Raw genomic sequence first — 16,544 nt, 5'->3', positions numbered from 1 at the left:
GCCGCCCCCACGACGGCCCGGTGGCTTCCGCGCATTGCTCTTAATCACGCACAGCCCGCGCCGGCGGTTCAGCAGTTGCCGAGAGTCACGTCGCGGGCGTTCGCGCGGCTGAGGTTCCAGGCCGGCCAGCCGTCGGGGGCGTCGCCGGCGAGGACCTGGCGCAGCACGCACGTCCGCAGCGGCTCCGGCAGTCGCGCCGACACCACGGGGACGACGTCGGTGGAGAATCCGGCCAGGTACCGGTGGTCGAGGGGCTTGCCGGCGGCGGCGCGGTCGAGGTTGGCGTCGGCGATGAGGCGTTCCGGGTCGAGGACGGCGAGCACCAGCAGCGCCGCGGCGGCGGTGCCGATCGCCGCGCGGGGCAGCCACGCCGAGCGGAGCTTGACCAACGACGCCAGCACCAGCACGAACACGGCGCCGAACCACAGTTCGCAGACCTCGACCAGCAGCCGCAGCACGGTGAAGCCGTACGCCTCCTGATAGGTCCACATGCGACTCAACGCCGACCCGGCGAGCACCAGGCTCAACGCGCTCAAGGCCCCCAGCAGGACGCGCTGGCGGAGCCGGTCGGCCTTCGTGACGTTCGGCGCCCAGCGCAGTGCCGCCGCGACGATCGCCAGCGTCAGCACGGTGACGGCGCACAGCTGCCAGAAGCCGCCGCGGGCGTACTCGGCGGAGGTGAGGTTGCTGGTGCGCAGGACGTACCCGGTGCCGCCGAAGAGCACGACCAGCCGGACGCCGACGAACACGCTGAACAGCAGGACCAGGACGGTGAGCGGGACTGTCCACTCCAGACCGTACTTGGTCCGGTACGGACGGTCTGTTTCCGCGCGATGCGCTGGGGCGGCGAGGAAATAGCAAGCTCCGGCCACCAGCAACGCCGCGACGGCGAACACGCAACACCACCGCACGAGGACGTCGAGGCTGAGATCGGGGACGACGGCGTTGACGACGTCGGCGAACACGGCATCGGCACTGGCGAGCAGCGGCACGAAGACGGCGACGATCGCGGCGGTGGCCAGCACGGCGAGCCCGATCCGCCGGGCGACGCCGTCACGGCGGGCGGCGAAGCGGCCGACCCCGCGGCCGGCCCAGGGCACGGCGCGCAGGGCTTCCAGCGGGACGGCGAACATGTCGTACAAGACGGAGTTGACGGTCCGCTTCCCCACGACGGCGAGTGACCCGGTGACGACAGCCCCGAGGACGCAGAGGACGAACAGCCACTCGGAGGCTCGGAGGGCGCCCATCCCGAGCAGGGCGAGGGTGAGGAAGACCCACCCGGCGCTGCCCCAGGTGAAGGACCCGGCACCGTCCGAAGACCGCCGATCGGCAACGAAGACGGCGAAGGCGATGGCCAGCCCGGCCAGCAGCCACCCGATCCCGGGCCGGTCGACAGGCAGCACAAGAGCGGCGGCCACCCCGGCCAGCCCGGCGGCGGGCAAGACGGCGGGAGGCAGCGGGACGATGGCCGATCTCGGCGGCGGGATCGGCCGCATGAGGACAGGAGGAGCGGCGACGGCCACACCACCGGCTCGGGCTTCACCGGCTGCCCCACCGGGTCCCGGTTCGGCCGAGACCGCCTCAACCCCACGAACCCCCGCCGCCGAGCGCTTTCCCCTCGGCACCGGCTTCTCCGCGCCCGGCTCGTCGATCCTGCTCTTCGGCATCGTCTCCACTCTCGTTCGCATTCGCAAATGTCCACACGTGCACCGACCACCCGTCGACGCAGCGTCCCAGCGTCAGCCCGTCGGCAAAGTCACCCGGATCCGGCTCCCGACCCCCGCCGAAGGCGAGACCACCCCGATCGTCCCGCCGTGCAGTTCCACCGCCCACCGAGCGATCGCCAGGCCCAGCCCCGTCCCCCCGCCCGACGGCCGCTCCCCCCGCGTGAACCGCTCGAACACCCGCACCCGGTCGGCCGGCGCGATCCCCGGTCCCTCGTCGCACACGTCGATGCGCACCTCGCCCGGCCGCACCTCGGCCAGCACCCGCACCGAACCGCCCGCCGGGCCGTGGCGGACCGCGTTCTCCAGCAGGTTCGCCACCACCTGGAACAGCCGGCCACGATCGGCCGTCACCACGGCGTCGGCGGGCGTCACCGAAACCGAGAACGTCACCCCGCGCACCAGCGCCGCTTCGGAAACCGCCTCCGAAAGCAGCGAAGACAGCGAGAACGACGTCTTGTGCAACGGAATCGCCCCCGCGTCGAGCCGCGACAGGTCCAGCAGCTCGTCCACCAGCGTCGCCAGCCGCTCGGTCTGCTGCAGCGCCGTCTTCAACGTCGCCGGGTCCGGGTCCTCGACGCCGTCGACCAGGTTCTCGAGCACGCCGCTCAACGCCGTGATCGGCGTCCGCAGCTCGTGCGACACGTTCGCCACCAGCTCCCGGCGCCGCTTGTCCGCGTCACCGAGGTCGCCGGCCATCTGGTTGAACGCCTGCGCCAGCTCGCCCACCTCGTCCCGCGTGGTGGCCCGGACGCGCCGCGTGTAATCGCCCTTCGCCATCGCCCGCACCGCGCCCGTCATCTCGCGCAGCGGCCGGGTCATCCCGTGCGCCAGCACTTGCGACAGCAGCAGCGCCAGCACCATCGCGGTGATCGTCGTCCGGGGCGGCAGCCAGCCGATCTGCCAGTTGAAGAACGCGAACGCGACCCCGCCGGAGGCGACCATCAGGATCGCCAGCTTCAGCTTGATCGACCGGACCCCGTCCAACGGCCGCGGCAGCAGCTCGACCACCCTGACCAGCAACGCCTTCACGATCCCGCCTCCAGCGCGTACCCGACGCCGTGCACCGTCCGGATGAGGTCGGCGCCGAGCTTCCGCCGCAGCGCCTTGATGTGGCTGTCCACCGCGCGGGTGCCCGCGGACGTGCCGTGGACGTCCCAGTCCCACACCTCCGACAGCAGCCGTTCCCGCGGCTGCACCGCCCGCGGCCGCCGCGCGAAGTGCACCAGCAGGTCGAACTCGATCGGCGTCAGCTGCGCCGCGACGCCGGCCCGGGCGACGCGCCGCTGGTCGACGTCGATCTCGAGGTCGCCGAGGACGATCCGGGTGCCCGCGGCGGACGACGAGCGGTCGACCCGCCGCAGCAGCGCGTGCACCCGCGCCGTCAGCACTCGCATCGAGAACGGCTTCGTGAGGTAGTCGTCGGCCCCGACCCCCAGCCCGACCAGCATGTCCGTCTCGTCGGCGCGCGCGGTCAGCATGAGCACCGGCACCGGGCGGCGCCCCTGGATCCGGCGGCAGACCTCCAAGCCGTCGAAGCCCGGGAGCATGACGTCCAGGACCACGAGATCCGGCTCCGACGACGACTCCGCTTCGACGGCGGCCGGCCCGTCGTGGGCGACGTCCACACTGAATCCTTCGGCCCGCAGCCGGGCCGCGATCGACGCGGCGATGGTGACGTCGTCCTCGACGACGAGCACTCGCCGCACTACCGGTTCCATGCGAACGACCTTAGGGATCGGCGGTGGAGAGGGTCCGCGCGAAGTGTGGAGATCCTGTGGAGACGTTTCCCCCGCTTTGCCGGGATGTGACCGTCCGATGTGTGACGCAGGTCATGCACCCGCCGCGCGTTCGCGCAATCGACAGTCTGCACTCCTGATCAGGGAAGAGTGAACAGTCTGCCGTTGCCCCGGCCGCGACCCGGCGCGCAGGATTCCGCAATGGCGCCGACACCCGCAGACCAGCGCGTGCACGACGACGGCCGGGTCGAGCTCGACCCCGCCGACGTCGGGTCTCTCGAAGGCAGCCGGTTCTTCAACGAGGAGCTGGCCCCCGTCCCCGTGGCGAAACGCACCTGGACCACCTACAACTACTTCGCGCTCTGGATGGGGATGGCCCACAACATCCCCAGCTACGCCTTGGCCGCGTCGCTCATCGCGCTCGGCATGAACTGGGTGCAGGCGCTGATCACGATCACGATCGGCAACCTGGTCGTCCTGGCGCCGATGCTGCTCAACAGCCACGCCGGCACGAAGTACGGCATCCCGTTCCCGGTGTTCGCCCGCGCCTTCTACGGCCTGCGCGGCGCCAACCTGGCCGCGTTGCTGCGCGCGTTCATCGCGTGCGGCTGGTTCGGCATCCAGACGTGGGTAGGCGGCGAGGCCATCTACGTCATCCTCGGGCGCCTGCTCGGCTCGTGGTGGCGCGACGCACCGGAGATCGCCGGGCAGCACTGGACGCTCTGGCTGTCCTTCGTGGTCTTCTGGATCGGCCAGATGCTGATCATCTGGCGCGGCATGGAGGCGGTCCGCCGGTTCGAGAACTGGACGGCGCCGCTGGTGTCGGTCGGCTTCCTGATCATGCTGGGCTACGTGCTGGTCAAGGCGGGCGGGCTCGGCCCGATCCTGTCCGACGGCGGCAAGCTCGGCTGGGGCCCGGACTTCTGGAAGGTGTTCGCGCCGTCGCTGATGGCGATGATCGCGTTCTGGTCGACGCTCTCGCTGAACATGCCGGACTTCACGCGGTTCGGCGGCAGCCAGCGCAAGCAGGTCCGCGGCCAGATCCTCGGCCTGCCGACGACCATGACGTTCATCGCGATCGTCGCCATCCTGACCACGTCGGGCGGGCACGTCCTCTACGGCGAGGACATCTGGGACCCGGCGCAGCTGGCCGACAGGTTCACCAGCCCGGTCGTGGTCGTCGTGGCGCTGGTCGCGCTGGTGCTCGCGACGATCTCGGCGAACCTCGCGGCCAACGTCGTCAGCCCGTCCTACGACTTCTCGAACGCCTTCCCGAAGAAGATCACCTTCGCGATCGGCGGCGGGATCACCGGCGTCATCGGCGTCCTGATCCAGCCGTGGCGCCTCTACTCCGACCCGAACATCTACATCTTCGCCTGGCTCGGCTTCTACGGCGGCCTGCTCGGCGCGGTCGCCGGCGTGCTCGTCGCCGGGTACTGGGTGATCGCCCGCACGAGGCTCAGGTTGAAGGACCTCTACACACCCGATGGGGTGTATTGGTTCAGCGGCGGCTGGAACTGGCGGGCGCTGGTCGCCACGCTGGTGGGAGCCGTATTGGCGGTAGGAGGCGCCTACAGCGCCGCTGATACCGGCCCGTTCCCCGACGGCGGCCTGATCCCGTTCCTCAAGCCGCTTTACGACTACAACTGGGTGGTCGGCTTCGTCGGCGCGTTCGTCGTCTTCGCCGCCCTGTCCATGTCCACGAACAAGGAGGAAGCAAGTGAGCGTCGTCCGAGCCGGATTGATCCAGCAGCGGTGGACGGGTGACAAGGAGTCCATGATCAAGGCGGCGGTCGACCACATCGCCACCGCCGCCTCGCAGGGCGCCCAGGTCGTCTGCCTGCAGGAGCTGTTCTACGGGCCGTACTTCTGCCAGGTGCAGGACACCGAGTTCTACTCCTACACCGAGGGCATCCCGGACGGGCCGACGACCCAGCTCATGCAGGAGGTCGCCGAGCGCCACGGCGTCGTGCTGATCGTGCCGATGTACGAGGTCGAGCAGCCCGGCGTGTACTACAACACCGCTGCGGTGATCGACGCCGACGGCACGTACCTCGGCAAGCACCGGAAGAACCACATCCCGCAGGTCAAGGGCTTCTGGGAGAAGTTCTACTTCCGGCCCGGGAACCTGGGCTACCCGGTGTTCGACACCGCCGTGGGCCGCATCGGCGTCTACATCTGCTACGAGCGGCACTTCCCGGAGGGCTGGCGCGCGCTGGGCCTGGCCGGGGCGAAGATCGTCTTCAACCCGTCGGCGACCAGCCGCGGCCTGTCGCAGTACCTGTGGAAGCTGGAGCAGCCGGCGGCCGCCGTGGCCAACGAGTACTTCGTCGGCGCGATCAACCGCGTCGGCGTGGAACCGCTGGGCGACAACGACTTCTACGGCCAGACGTACTTCGCCGACCCGCGCGGGCAGCTGATCGGCGACGCCGCGTCCGACACCGACGACGAGGTCGTCATCCGCGACCTCGACATGACGCTGCTCGACGAGGTCCGGGACCTGTGGGCGTTCTACCGCGACCGCCGCCCGGACACCTACGGCCCCCTTACGGAGGCCTGATGACCACGCTCATCAAGGGCGGCCAGGTCGTTTCCCCATCGGGCGCTCTCCTCGCGGACGTGCTCGTCGACGGCGAGACCATCGCCGCCGTCGGCGCGCCCGGCACGCTGACCGGCGACGAGACGATCGACGCCACCGGCAAGTACGTGCTGCCCGGCGGCATCGACGCGCACACGCACATGGAGATGCCGTTCGGCGGCACGCACTCCGTCGACACGTTCTCGACCGGCACCACGGCGGCGGCGTGGGGCGGCACCACGACGATCATCGACTTCGCCGTGCAGGCCAAGGGGACGTCGTTGTTGTCCACTTTGGACAAGTGGCACAGCAAGGCCGACGGCAACTGCGCGATCGACTACGGCTTCCACATGATCGTCTCCGACGTCAACGACCAGTCGTTGAAGGAGATGGAAGCCTGCGTCGACGGCGGCGTCGGCAGTTTCAAGATGTTCATGGCGTACCCGGGAGTGTTCTACTCCACGGACGGGGAAATCCTGCTGGCGATGCAGAAAGCGCGGGAAATCGGCGCTACGATCATGATGCACGCGGAAAACGGCATCGCGATCGATCAGCTGGCAGCCCAAGCCGTCGCCGCGGGCAACACCGACCCGGTGCAGCACGGCCTGACGCGGCCGCCGGAACTGGAAGGAGAGGCAACGTCGCGGGCGATCCAGCTCGCGAAGGTGACCGGTGCGCCGTTGTACATCGTCCACTTGTCGGCGTCGCAAGCGCTTGCGGCGGTGGCGGAAGCACGCAACGACGGTCAGAACGTCTTCGCCGAGACGTGCCCGCAGTACCTCTACCTGTCCATTGAGGACCTGGCGAAGCCGGACTTCGAGGGCGCGAAGTACGTCGCCTCGCCGCCGCTGCGGGAGAAGTCGCACCAGGCCGACCTGTGGCGCGGGCTGCGGACGAACGACCTGTCCGTGGTGTCCACCGACCACTGCCCGTTCTGCTTCAAGGACCAGAAGGAGCTGGGCCGCGGCGACTTCCGCGCGATCCCGAACGGGATGCCGGGTGTCGAGCACCGGATGGACCTGCTGCACCAGGGCGTCGTCGCGGGTGAGCTGACGCTCGGGCGCTGGGTCGAGACGTGCTCGGCGACGCCGGCGCGGATGTTTGGGCTGTACCCCCGCAAGGGCGTCATCGCGGCGGGTTCGGACGCGGACATCGTCATCTACGACCCGTCGGCGACGCAGACACTGTCCGCCGAGACGCACCACATGAACGTGGACTACTCGGCGTACGAAGGGTTCGAGATCACCGGCCGGGTGCACACGGTGCTATCGCGTGGGCGCGTTGTCGTGTCGCCTGACGGCTTCACCGGGTCGACTTCGCACGGGAAGTTCCTGTCGCGCTCGCTGAACCAGTACCTGAACTGAGGCAACCATGGACTTCGGGATCGTGCTGCAGACGGACCCGCCCGCGCGGGACGTCGTGCGGCTGATGAAGGACGCCGAGGACGCCGGGTTCCGCTACGGCTGGACGTTCGACTCCTGCGTGCTGTGGCAGGAGCCGTTCGTCATCTACTCGGCGATCCTCGCGGCGACGTCGTCACTGGTCGTGGGGCCGATGGTGACCAGCCCCGGGACGCGCGACTGGTCGGTGATGGCGTCGACGTTCGCCACGCTGAACGACATGTACGGCAACCGGACGGTCTGTGGCATCGGCCGCGGCGACTCGGCGCACCGGGTCGTCGGGAAGCCACCGTCCACTTTGGCCACCGTCCGCGACTGCATGCGCGTCGTGAAGGACCTCGCCGAGGGCCGTGCCGTCGAGATGAACGAGACGACCGTGCAGATCCCGTGGATCCGCAACGGCCGCCTGGAAATGTGGATGGCCGGGTACGGGCCGAAGGCGCTGAAGACGGTCGGCGAGCACGCCGACGGCTTCATCCTCCAGTGCGCGGACCCGGCGATCGCGCGCTGGACGATCGGCGCGGTGCGCGACGCGGCCCGCGCGGCCGGTCGCGACCCGGGCGGCATCACGATCTGCGTCGCGGCCCCGGCGTACGTCGGCGACGACCTGGCGCACCAGCGTGAGCAGCTGCGCTGGTTTGGCGGGATGGTCGGCAACCACGTCGCCGACCTGGTCGCGCGCTACGGCTCCACGGGCGCGGTGCCGCGGGAGCTGACCGACTACATCCGCGAACGGGAGGGCTACGACTACAGCCACCACGGCAAGGCGGGCAACCCGTCGACGGAGTTCGTCCCGGACGAGATCGTCGACCGGTTCTGCCTGCTGGGCCCGGCTTCGGCGCACATCTCCCGGCTCCAAGAACTCGCGGAGCTGGGCGTGGACCAGTTTTCGCTGTACCTGATGCACGACGACCGCGAGGCGACGTTGGCGTCGTACGGCTCGCAGATCATCCCGAAGCTCACCGCGTAGGGCCCGCCCTACCCCGGTTCCGGGGGTGCGCACCAGCGCGCCCCCGGTCCCGGCGGCGAGACGATCGGGGCCATGAATTCTCCGAAAATCCGTGCTGCGCTGGCTCTGGGGGCCGCCGCTCTCGCGGTGGGTGCCCTAGCGCCCGCGGCTGCGGCGAGCCCCGCCGGAATCGTCTGGGAAAACTCCTGTCAGGCCGGCTACGAGTGCGGCCACCTCGACGTCCCGATGTCCTACCAGGATCCCGCCGCCGGCAACGTGTCCGTCGCCGTCGGCCGGTTGCCCGCCACCGACCAGGCCCACAAGCTGGGCACGATCTTCTACAACCCCGGCGGACCCGGCTCGTCCGGCCGGTTCGCACCCGCGTTGACGCCGTTCCTGCACGAGCGCTTCGACATCGTCGGGTTCGACCCGCGCGGCGTCGGCGCCAGTTCGAAGATCCACTGCTTCACCGATCCGTCGCAGCTCGAGGTGCTCCAACGGGCGCTCGGCACGTTCCCGCTGACCCGTTCGGCGGAACAGCGGCAGATCGCGGACACGAAGACCGTCACCGACCTCTGCGAACAGAACGCCGGACCGCTGGCGAACCACCTCTCCACCGGCACGATCGCGCGCGACCTGGACCGGCTGCGCGCGGCATTCGGCGAGCCGAAGCTGCGGTACTACGGGAAGTCGTACGGCACCTACCTCGGGGAGACCTACGCCAACCTGTTCCCCGGCCGCGTCGGCTCGCTCGCGCTCGACGCCGTCGACGACCCGATGCGCTGGGCGACCGGTTCCGGCCCGATGAGCTACCGCCTGCGTGGCTACGAAGACGGGCCTCGCGCACTTCAGTCCTTTTTGGACGCCTGCGCGTCGCGCTGCGCGTTCGACTACGACGCGATCCTGGACCGGCTCGAAGCCGGCCCGATCACGGTGACGGACACGGCCGGGAAGCAGGTCGTCGTCACCTACCAGAGCGCGATCGCGACGATCCACAACTACCTGACCGACGCGCAGGCCGCGCCGCAGCTGGCGGCGTTCCTGCGGGCGCTGGCGGATCCGTCGTCGCGCGCACCGGTGTCCGCGGGTGGGCCCCCGGACGTCGACTCCCTGCTGGGCGGCGGCGCGACGCTGTGTTCGGACGCGGCGAACCCGCGCGATCCGGCCGTCTGGTGGGACTACGCTCAGCGCGCGGACCAGGTCGGCCGCGGCTTCGGGCCGTACGACGTCTACAAGACGCTCCCCTGCGCCACCTGGGACGTCTCGGACACCGGCCGATACGCGGGCCCGTGGAACCGGCCGACGGCGCCGATCCTGCTGCTCGCCAACCGCCAGGGCGACCTGGAAACCCCGTACTCCGGCGCGCAGCGGACCGAGAAGCTGCTGGCCAACGCGCACTTGCTGAGCCTCGACACGTACGGCCACGGTTCGCGCGGCAAGAGCGCGTGCGTGGATGAGGCGCTCGACCGGTACTACGTCGCGGGTTCGCTGCCCGCCCGGGGTGCGCTCTGCGCCCCGGACCGGGGCCCCTTCGACTGAAGGTAGGCCATCGCCGCTTCGGGATCACCCAGCCAGCCTTCGTAGTCGGCCGGGTTCTCGAAGAGGTGCGCGAACCGGTGCGCCACTTCGGGAACGCGTTGCGCAGTGTCCAAAGTGGCCAGTACGTGCGGTGGCGGCGGGGCCAGGAGGTCGTTGTTGAAGCGCGTCGCGTGCCGGGCGTGGTGCCAGTAGCGGGCGAAAGCGTCGTGCATGAACTCCTCGTCGAACGGCCGGTCGGCGCGCTCGACGATGGCCTCCTGGTACGCGCGCGCCGCGCGTGCGGCCATATTGGCGCCCTGCCCGCCGACCGGGTCGTTGGTCACCGCGGTGTCGCCCATCGCGAGGACCTTCGCCCCGGACGGCAGGGTGCCGACCGGGTGTCGCACGATCGGCGTGATCCGGCCGTGCAGCATCTCGGTCGGCGCCACGGGACGCGCGTTGTCCAGCAGCGTCGCCTGCCACGGGTACTGCGTGCGCAACAGCTTCCGGGCGGTCTCGTAGTGCTGGTCGACGTCGGCGACGCCGTCCCAGACGTCCATCGGGCCGCCGGGCAGGCCGAAGAAACCGATACCGTGCACCGGGCCGTGAACCGAAAGCACGGGCAGCAGGAAGAACTCGCCGACCGGCGCCATGCCGAAGGTGAGTCCCGGGACGGCGTCGAGCGCGCCGGCGACGTAGCAGATGCCGATCGCGCGCTGCGGCTCGCGGTAGGGCGAGCGTTCGTCGTCACGCGGGAAGAGCGCGTCGAACTGCGGTCCCCGCCCGGCCGCGACGATGAGCAGCTCGAACTCGCGGGCGCAGTCGTCGAGGGCGTCGGGGGTGACCCGGCGGATCCGGAGGTCGCCGCCGAGGCGGTCGAACTCGGTCATCCAGTCGGAGACCTTGACGCGCTGGTCGACCGACTGCGCGGGCCGGTCGAGTCCCACGCGCCAGGAGATGGCGGGCTCCGCGCCCTCTCCGGCGGCGGCGAAGGCGACTTCGCGGATGGGCGGCGCCTCCCAGAAGTTGACGCCGAGCGCACGTTCCCGTTCGAGGGCGGGGTGGAAGAGGCACTGGTTGGAGACGAGCCGTCCGTCGCGCACGTCTTCGGCGGAGCGTTCGGCGAACACCGTGACGTCGTAACCCTGTTGGCGCAACCCGATGGCGAGGACGAGTCCCGCTTGCCCCGCTCCGACGATCCCGATCCGCCGCATGGCCGCCCTTCCCCCCGGAAACCCTTTACTGCCAACGTACTCGTTTTCGGTGAACCCGCTCCCGCCCGATCGGGCGGCCGCTAGGGTGGGCCGGTGACGCAGCCGCCCCCGGGATTCGACCGCACGCTCCTCCTCCGCGACGGCCGCCGGGTATGGGTCCGCCCGCTGACCCCGCAGGACGCGCCGGAGCTGGGCGAAGCGATCCGCACGGCGGACCCGGAGACCCTGCGCCGCCGTTTCTGCGGCTCGGCCCCGCGAGTGACCCCCCAGCTCCTCCAGCGGCTGACGGTGCTGGACTACGAGCGCCGGTTCGCCCTGGTGGCCCGTTCGGTGGAGGGCCCGGGAGTGGCAGTGGCCCGCTACGAGGCAACGGGCAAGCGGATGGCGGAGGTGGCGATAGCGGTGGCGCCCGAGTGGCGCCGGGTCGGGCTGGCCTCAGCCCTGCTGCACATGCTGGGGCTGGCAGCGTTGGAGCGCGGGTTCGAGCGGTTCACGGCGGTGTATTCGGCGGACAACCGCCCGGTGGCGGAGCTGTTGGACTACGCGCGAGGGCGCCGGGTGATCGCGGAGGGAGTCGCGGAGGCTGAGGTCCAGTTGCGCGACCATCCTGAAGCGCCGCTCGGCCCGGCTCCTGTTCGGGAGCCGGGCCGGGCATTTTCGTTCTTCCAGCGAAATCCTTGAGCAGGCGACCCGCTCAGTCCACCAGTGCCTGGTAGACCAGCTGCCGCAGCTGCGACCGCAGCCGATAGGTGCTCGACGGCAACAGCTGCGTGTAGAACCCCACCGTCAGATCCTCGTCCGGATCCACCCAAAACGCGGTCGAAGCCGCGCCACCCCAGGCGAACTCGCCCGCCGATGACAGCGTCCGGGCCTTCACCGGGTCCTCCAGTACCGAGAAGCCCAGACCGAACCCGTGCCCGTCGAACGGCATCTCCGCGAACAGCGGGCGGCCGTACTCCTCCAGGTCCACGTGGCCCGGCAGGTGGTTCGAAGCCATCAGCGCCACCGTTCGCGGGGACAGCAGCCGGACGTCGTCCAAAGCGCCGCCGCGCAGCAACATCTCCGTGAAACGCCAGTAGTCCGACGCCGACGACACCAGGCCGCCGCCACCCGACAGGCAGTCCGGGCGGGACTTCCCCAAGCTGCCGAACGCCTCGTTGCGCGTGGCGCGGCCGGTAGCGGGATCCGGCACGTACAACGCCGCCAAGCGCGAAACCGACGAAGCCACGAAGCCCGTGTCCGTCATGCCCAGCGGCGTGAAGATCCGCGACGAGAAGAACTCGTCCAGCGACTGTCCCGAAACCACCTCGACGAGCCGCCCCAGCACGTCCGTCGCGATCGAGTAGTTCCACTCCGCGCCCGGCTGGAACAACAGGGGCAACGAGGCCCACTGCTCCGAACACGCCGCCAGGTCCAACCCCGGCGGCGTCCCCCACTCGAAGCCCGCCGCCCGGTAGATCGCGTCGACCGGGTGGCCGTGGTGGAAGCCGTACGTCAGGCCCGCCGTGTGGGTCAGCAGGTGCCACACCCGGATCGGCTGCGTGGCCGGTTCGGTCACCGGCCGCAGCGCCGACCCCTTGACGAACACCCGCGGCGACGCGAACTCCGGCAGCCACCGCGAAATCGGGTCGTCCAGCTCCAGCAGGCCGTCTTCGACGAGCATCATCGCCGCGACCGACGTGATCGGCTTCGTCATCGAGAAGATCCGCCACAGCGTGTCGGTCTCCACCGGGGTGCCCGCTTCGACGTCGCTGTGGCCGCCGTGGCCGACGTGCACGATCCGGCCGTGCCTGCTCACCACCGCGAGCCAGCCGGGCAATCGTCCGTCCTCGACATACCGGTCGAAGTGCGCGTCGATCCGGGACAGCCGGTCCGCGTCGAACCCGGCGTCCGCCGGCTCGACCTCCACCTTGAGGTTCGCCATATCGGCGAGGTTACTGTGCCGATGACCACCAATCCGACCACAGCCACGGCAGAATCACTTTCGCGGCTCCATTACGTGCCGCTCAGAGGTCTGCCTGCTTTTGGTCGGATTGGCGCTAGCCGCGCGCCCGTTCGGCCGCTTTCTCTTCACGCCAGGCTTCGTCGTCCTTGCCGACGCGCCAGTACCCCGAGATGGACAGCAGCTCGCGCCGCACCCCGCGCTCGTCGAGCAGGTACCGCCGCAGCTCCCGGACAAACCCCGCTTCGCCGTGCACGAACGCCTGGACGACGCCGTCGCGCCACGGCAGCTCCCGCACCGCCGCGGCGACGTCGCCCCCGGACGCGCGGTGCAGCCACGTGATCTGCGCGTCGGCCTTCGTGACCAGCTCCTGTTCCTCGGCGGCGTTCTCGACCAGGATCACGGCCTGCGCCGACACCCCGGCCGGCAACGCTTCGAGCGACGCCGCGATGGCCGGCAACGCGCTTTCGTCGCCGGCCAGCAGGTGCCAGTCCGCTTCGGTGCCCGGCGCGTACGCCCCACCAGGACCGGACAGCAGCAGTTCGTCACCCGGCTGAGCCGAGGCCGCCCACGGGCCGGCGATGCCCTCGTCGCCGTGGTGCACGAAGTCGAAGGTCAGCTCGCCGGCCTGCGGGTCGAACGCCCGGACGGTGTAGGACCGCATCCGCGGCCAGTGCTCGCGCGGCAGCGTGGCCCGGCACTCCTGGACGTCGAACGGCTCCGGGTACTCGACGCCCGGCACCTTGAACAGCACCTTCACGTAGGCGTCGGTGAACGCGTTCGGCGTGAAGTCGGCGATGCCTTCGCCGCCCGCGACGATCCGGATCATGTGCGGGGTCAGCCGCTCGGTGCGCAGCACCCGCAGCCGCACCGCGGGACGCCCGGACCGCCGGGGTGCTTCAGCCATCGACCACTCCTCAAAGAACTAAGGGTTACCTAAGCACCGTACGCGCCAAGTCCGGCCCGTGGCCACCGGGCCGCCCCAGTTCTTCGAGCATCCGGGCAAAACCGGCAGTCGTCTTCGCCTGGAAGCCAACGAAGAACCGGTTGGCCAACGGGACTCCCCAGCGCCCCCACGAAGCCGCGTTGACCACCCGGTGCTCGACGCGCGCGCCGCCCGGATCGGCCGTGACGCGGTATTCGCCGCGGTACCACCAACCGCCCTGGACCGCGAGGAACCCCCGTTCGCGGTCGACCTCCGTCCGCATCGGGTACCCGCCCCCGGTCACGCGGCGCAGCACGTCCTCGAACACCTCCGCGGGCGGCCGCGCGACGACGCCCGTCGCCTCCGCAAGCGTTTTCACCCGCGCGGATCCGAGACGCGCGTGTTCTGGAACGCCGTGATCAGCCATTCGCCACCCTCCTGGACGAGCACGAAGCTGACGGTGGAATCACGGCCTTCGTCGGTGGTGTCGGCGCCCGTGAGCGAGGAACCGCCACCCACGACGACCACGGCGACGTCCGGGCGGACGAAGCGCACCTTCGCCGCCGCGCCGAGCTGCCCGGTCAGCTTGGAGCCCTTGAGCGGCCCCTCGAAGAGGGCGCGGTGCGAGCTTTCGATCGTCTCCCGGCCAGGGAGGTTCATCCCGAAGAACGTCACGTAGTCCGCGTCCTCGGTGAAGAGCCGTCCGTACGCGGCGGCGTCGGCGGAGTTCCACGCCTCGGTGAGGCGGCCGAGCACGGCGCGAACGTCGGCTTCGGCGGTGGTCGTGGTCATGAGATCCCCTTTACGAACGATGTTCGTTTTACGAACACCGTTCTACATACGAACAACGTTCGCGTCAAGTACAGTGTTCGCGTGACCGTTCCCCCGCCACCGTGGCGCAGCGCCCCGAGCCGCCGCGCCGCGAAACCCGCGCTCTCCCAGGAGCTGGTCGTGAAGACGGCGCTGGAGATCCTGGCGAAGGAGGGCCTCGACGCGGTCACCATGCGGCGGGTCGCCCAGGAGCTGGAGACGGGACCCGCGTCGCTCTACGCGCACGTGGCCAACAAGGACGAGCTGGCGGAGCTGATGCTCGACGCCGTGCTCGCCGAAGCGCCCATCCCGGACCCGGACCCGGCGCACTGGGACGAGCAGGTGAAAGACCTGGTCCGCGGCCAGATCCGGGTGATGGTCGCCCACCCCGGCATCGCGCGGGTGGCGTGGGACATCGCCGTGCCGGTCACGCCCAGCTCGCTGCGGCAGGGCGAGGCGATGCTCGCCCTGCTGCGCGCGGGTGGCCTGACCCTCAAGCAGGCGACGTTCGCCGGCGACGCCCTGGCGCTCTACGCCAAGGCGTACGCCTACGAAGCGAGCGGCTGGACCTGGGGCGACATCGACGAAGCCGAGACGGCGAAACGCGGCGAGCAGATGGTGGCGTACATGCGCTCACTGCCGCCCGAAGCGTTCCCGAACATGCTGCACATCGGCGAGTTCTTCTCCGCCGAGACCGCGACCGACCGCCTGGAGTTCGCTCTCGACGTCTACCTCGCCGGCCTCAAGGTGGTCGCGGCGAAGAACTAGGGAACCAGGACGATCTTGCCGCGCGTGTGGCGCTGCTCCAGTTCGCGGTAGGCGTCGTGCACCTCGTCCAGCGGGTAGACGCGGGCGATCGGCACCTCCAGGAGTCCCTTGCCCACCAGCAGGCTCAGCTCGCGCAGCACCTCGGCCGAGGCCCCGGCCGCGTTGCCCTCGGTCTTCACGTTGTACTTCCCGGCGGCCTCGTAGTCGATGATCGTGTCGATCCGGCCGGGGTGGATGCCCAGGTGCAGAGCCAGTTCCACATAGCCGGAGCCGAACGTGTCGACGAAGGCGTGCACGCCGTCCGGGGCCGCTTCCCTGATCCGGTCGAGCACGCCGTCGCCGTAGGTCACCGGGATCGCGCCCAGCGCGCGCAGCCATTCGTGGTTCGCCGGACCGGCCAGGCCGATCACCTGGGCGCCCGCGAGCAGAGCCAGCTGGACGGCCAGCGATCCGACGCCGCCGGCGGCACCCGAGACGACGACCGTGTCGCCCTCGCGCGGGCACACCGCGGCTGTCGCGGCGTAGGCCGTGGTGCCGGCGACGAACAGCGCCCCCGCGGCCTCCCACGACACGCCGTCGGGCCGCGGCGTGAGGTCCGAAGCCTCCGCCACGACGTAGTCCGCGTGGCTCGAGCGCGTGTTCACGAAGCCGATCACCTCGTCGCCGACCGCGATCTCCTCGACGCCCTCGCCGAGTTCCGCGACGACGCCGGCGAAGTCGCTGCCCTGTCCGGACGGGAAGGTCGCCGGGAAACGCTCGTGCAGGAGCCCGCGGCGGATGGCGGCCTCACCCGGGTTGATCCCGGCGGCGCGGACCTCGACGAGCACCTGCCCCCGTCCCGGTACCGGCTTCGGGACATCCTCGACCCGCAGGACCTCCACGTCGCCGTACTCGCCGAACCTGATCGCGCGCGCCATGAGGCCTCCTCAAAAGTCGTTGCTCGATACAAGCAACGACCGGGCCGCGCGATTTAATCC

At 70.3% G+C, this 16,544-nt stretch carries 16 protein-coding genes; 7 read left to right on the top strand and 9 right to left on the bottom strand.

Annotation, left to right across the window (positions count from 1 at the left end; all coding sequences use genetic code 11):
* Positions 1–68: 68 nt before the first annotated feature.
* The 3 genes from AA23TX_RS27625 to AA23TX_RS27615 all read right to left on the bottom strand — a co-directional run bounded on the left by AA23TX_RS27625 (position 69) and on the right by AA23TX_RS27615 (position 3,445).
* Complete coding sequence (locus AA23TX_RS27625) at positions 69–1,496, bottom strand: DUF4153 domain-containing protein (protein WP_155545733.1); 1,428 nt, start codon at positions 1,494–1,496, stop codon at positions 69–71.
* A 243-nt stretch (positions 1,497–1,739) separates the two neighbouring features.
* Positions 1,740–2,756 carry a sensor histidine kinase gene (locus AA23TX_RS27620; RefSeq protein WP_196425551.1) on the bottom strand — a complete coding sequence of 339 codons (1,017 nt, stop codon included), beginning with the start codon at positions 2,754–2,756 and terminating at the stop codon, positions 1,740–1,742.
* Positions 2,753–3,445 (bottom strand): response regulator transcription factor, encoded by a 693-nt coding sequence (locus AA23TX_RS27615; RefSeq protein ID WP_155545732.1) that lies wholly within the window; start codon positions 3,443–3,445, stop codon positions 2,753–2,755. Before AA23TX_RS27615 ends, AA23TX_RS27620 begins: the two co-directional genes overlap by 4 nt.
* Before the next feature lie 219 nt (positions 3,446–3,664).
* Here AA23TX_RS27615 and AA23TX_RS27610 point away from each other — a divergent pair, with 219 nt between their 5' ends.
* From AA23TX_RS27610 to AA23TX_RS27590, 5 genes are all read left to right on the top strand, one after another.
* Positions 3,665–5,230: an NCS1 family nucleobase:cation symporter-1 gene (locus AA23TX_RS27610; RefSeq protein ID WP_155545731.1), complete on the top strand. Its 1,566-nt coding sequence runs from the start codon at positions 3,665–3,667 to the stop codon at positions 5,228–5,230.
* A 10-nt stretch (positions 5,231–5,240) separates the two neighbouring features.
* Positions 5,241–6,023, top strand: coding sequence for a nitrilase-related carbon-nitrogen hydrolase (locus AA23TX_RS27605; RefSeq protein ID WP_230862946.1), 783 nt, complete (start codon positions 5,241–5,243; stop codon positions 6,021–6,023).
* A complete protein-coding gene (gene hydA / locus AA23TX_RS27600; RefSeq protein ID WP_155545729.1) occupies positions 6,023–7,405 on the top strand; it encodes a dihydropyrimidinase in 1,383 nt (460 codons plus the stop codon). Before AA23TX_RS27605 ends, hydA begins: the two co-directional genes overlap by 1 nt.
* 7 nt (positions 7,406–7,412) lie before the next feature.
* Complete coding sequence (locus AA23TX_RS27595) at positions 7,413–8,411, top strand: TIGR03842 family LLM class F420-dependent oxidoreductase (protein ID WP_155545728.1); 999 nt, start codon at positions 7,413–7,415, stop codon at positions 8,409–8,411.
* 72 nt (positions 8,412–8,483) lie between these two features.
* Entirely contained in the window at positions 8,484–9,929 is a 1,446-nt protein-coding gene (locus AA23TX_RS27590; protein ID WP_155545727.1) for an alpha/beta hydrolase, read from the top strand.
* On the opposite strand, the gene AA23TX_RS27585 is transcribed toward AA23TX_RS27590, so the two are convergent.
* Positions 9,863–11,122, bottom strand: coding sequence for a styrene monooxygenase/indole monooxygenase family protein (locus AA23TX_RS27585; protein WP_155545726.1), 1,260 nt, complete (start codon positions 11,120–11,122; stop codon positions 9,863–9,865). The genes AA23TX_RS27590 and AA23TX_RS27585 overlap by 67 nt on opposite strands.
* A gap of 93 nt (positions 11,123–11,215) precedes the next feature.
* Here AA23TX_RS27585 and AA23TX_RS27580 point away from each other — a divergent pair, with 93 nt between their 5' ends.
* On the top strand, positions 11,216–11,803 hold the full coding sequence (locus AA23TX_RS27580) for a GNAT family N-acetyltransferase (RefSeq protein WP_155545725.1): 588 nt from the start codon (positions 11,216–11,218) through the stop codon (positions 11,801–11,803).
* A gap of 13 nt (positions 11,804–11,816) precedes the next feature.
* Here AA23TX_RS27580 and AA23TX_RS27575 read toward each other — a convergent pair whose 3' ends face one another.
* From AA23TX_RS27575 to AA23TX_RS27560, 4 genes are all read right to left on the bottom strand, one after another.
* A complete protein-coding gene (locus AA23TX_RS27575) occupies positions 11,817–13,046 on the bottom strand; it encodes a serine hydrolase domain-containing protein (RefSeq protein WP_155545724.1) in 1,230 nt (409 codons plus the stop codon).
* Positions 13,047–13,161: 115 nt separating this feature from the next.
* The gene (locus AA23TX_RS27570) at positions 13,162–13,971 is read right to left on the bottom strand and encodes a siderophore-interacting protein (RefSeq protein ID WP_196425550.1); all 810 of its coding nucleotides are present in this window, start codon (positions 13,969–13,971) and stop codon (positions 13,162–13,164) included.
* A gap of 25 nt (positions 13,972–13,996) precedes the next feature.
* A complete protein-coding gene (locus tag AA23TX_RS27565; RefSeq protein ID WP_155545723.1) occupies positions 13,997–14,368 on the bottom strand; it encodes a hypothetical protein in 372 nt (123 codons plus the stop codon).
* Positions 14,365–14,781, bottom strand: a complete 417-nt coding sequence (locus AA23TX_RS27560; protein ID WP_155545722.1) for an SgcJ/EcaC family oxidoreductase — start codon at positions 14,779–14,781, stop codon at positions 14,365–14,367. The genes AA23TX_RS27565 and AA23TX_RS27560 overlap by 4 nt, the downstream gene beginning before the upstream one ends.
* An 81-nt stretch (positions 14,782–14,862) precedes the next feature.
* On the opposite strand from AA23TX_RS27560, the gene AA23TX_RS27555 reads away from it, so the two are divergent.
* Positions 14,863–15,567, top strand: coding sequence for a TetR/AcrR family transcriptional regulator (locus AA23TX_RS27555; RefSeq protein WP_230862726.1), 705 nt, complete (start codon positions 14,863–14,865; stop codon positions 15,565–15,567).
* On the opposite strand, the gene AA23TX_RS27550 is transcribed toward AA23TX_RS27555, so the two are convergent.
* Positions 15,564–16,484: an NADP-dependent oxidoreductase gene (locus tag AA23TX_RS27550; RefSeq protein WP_155545721.1), complete on the bottom strand. Its 921-nt coding sequence runs from the start codon at positions 16,482–16,484 to the stop codon at positions 15,564–15,566. The genes AA23TX_RS27555 and AA23TX_RS27550 overlap by 4 nt on opposite strands.
* Positions 16,485–16,544 lie beyond the last annotated feature (60 nt).

Source organism: Amycolatopsis camponoti (genome assembly GCF_902497555.1).
Classification (GTDB): Bacteria; Actinomycetota; Actinomycetes; order Mycobacteriales; family Pseudonocardiaceae; genus Amycolatopsis; species Amycolatopsis camponoti.
Note: the sequence above shows the minus strand (reverse complement) of the source record. Positions and strands in the feature narration are given on the sequence as shown.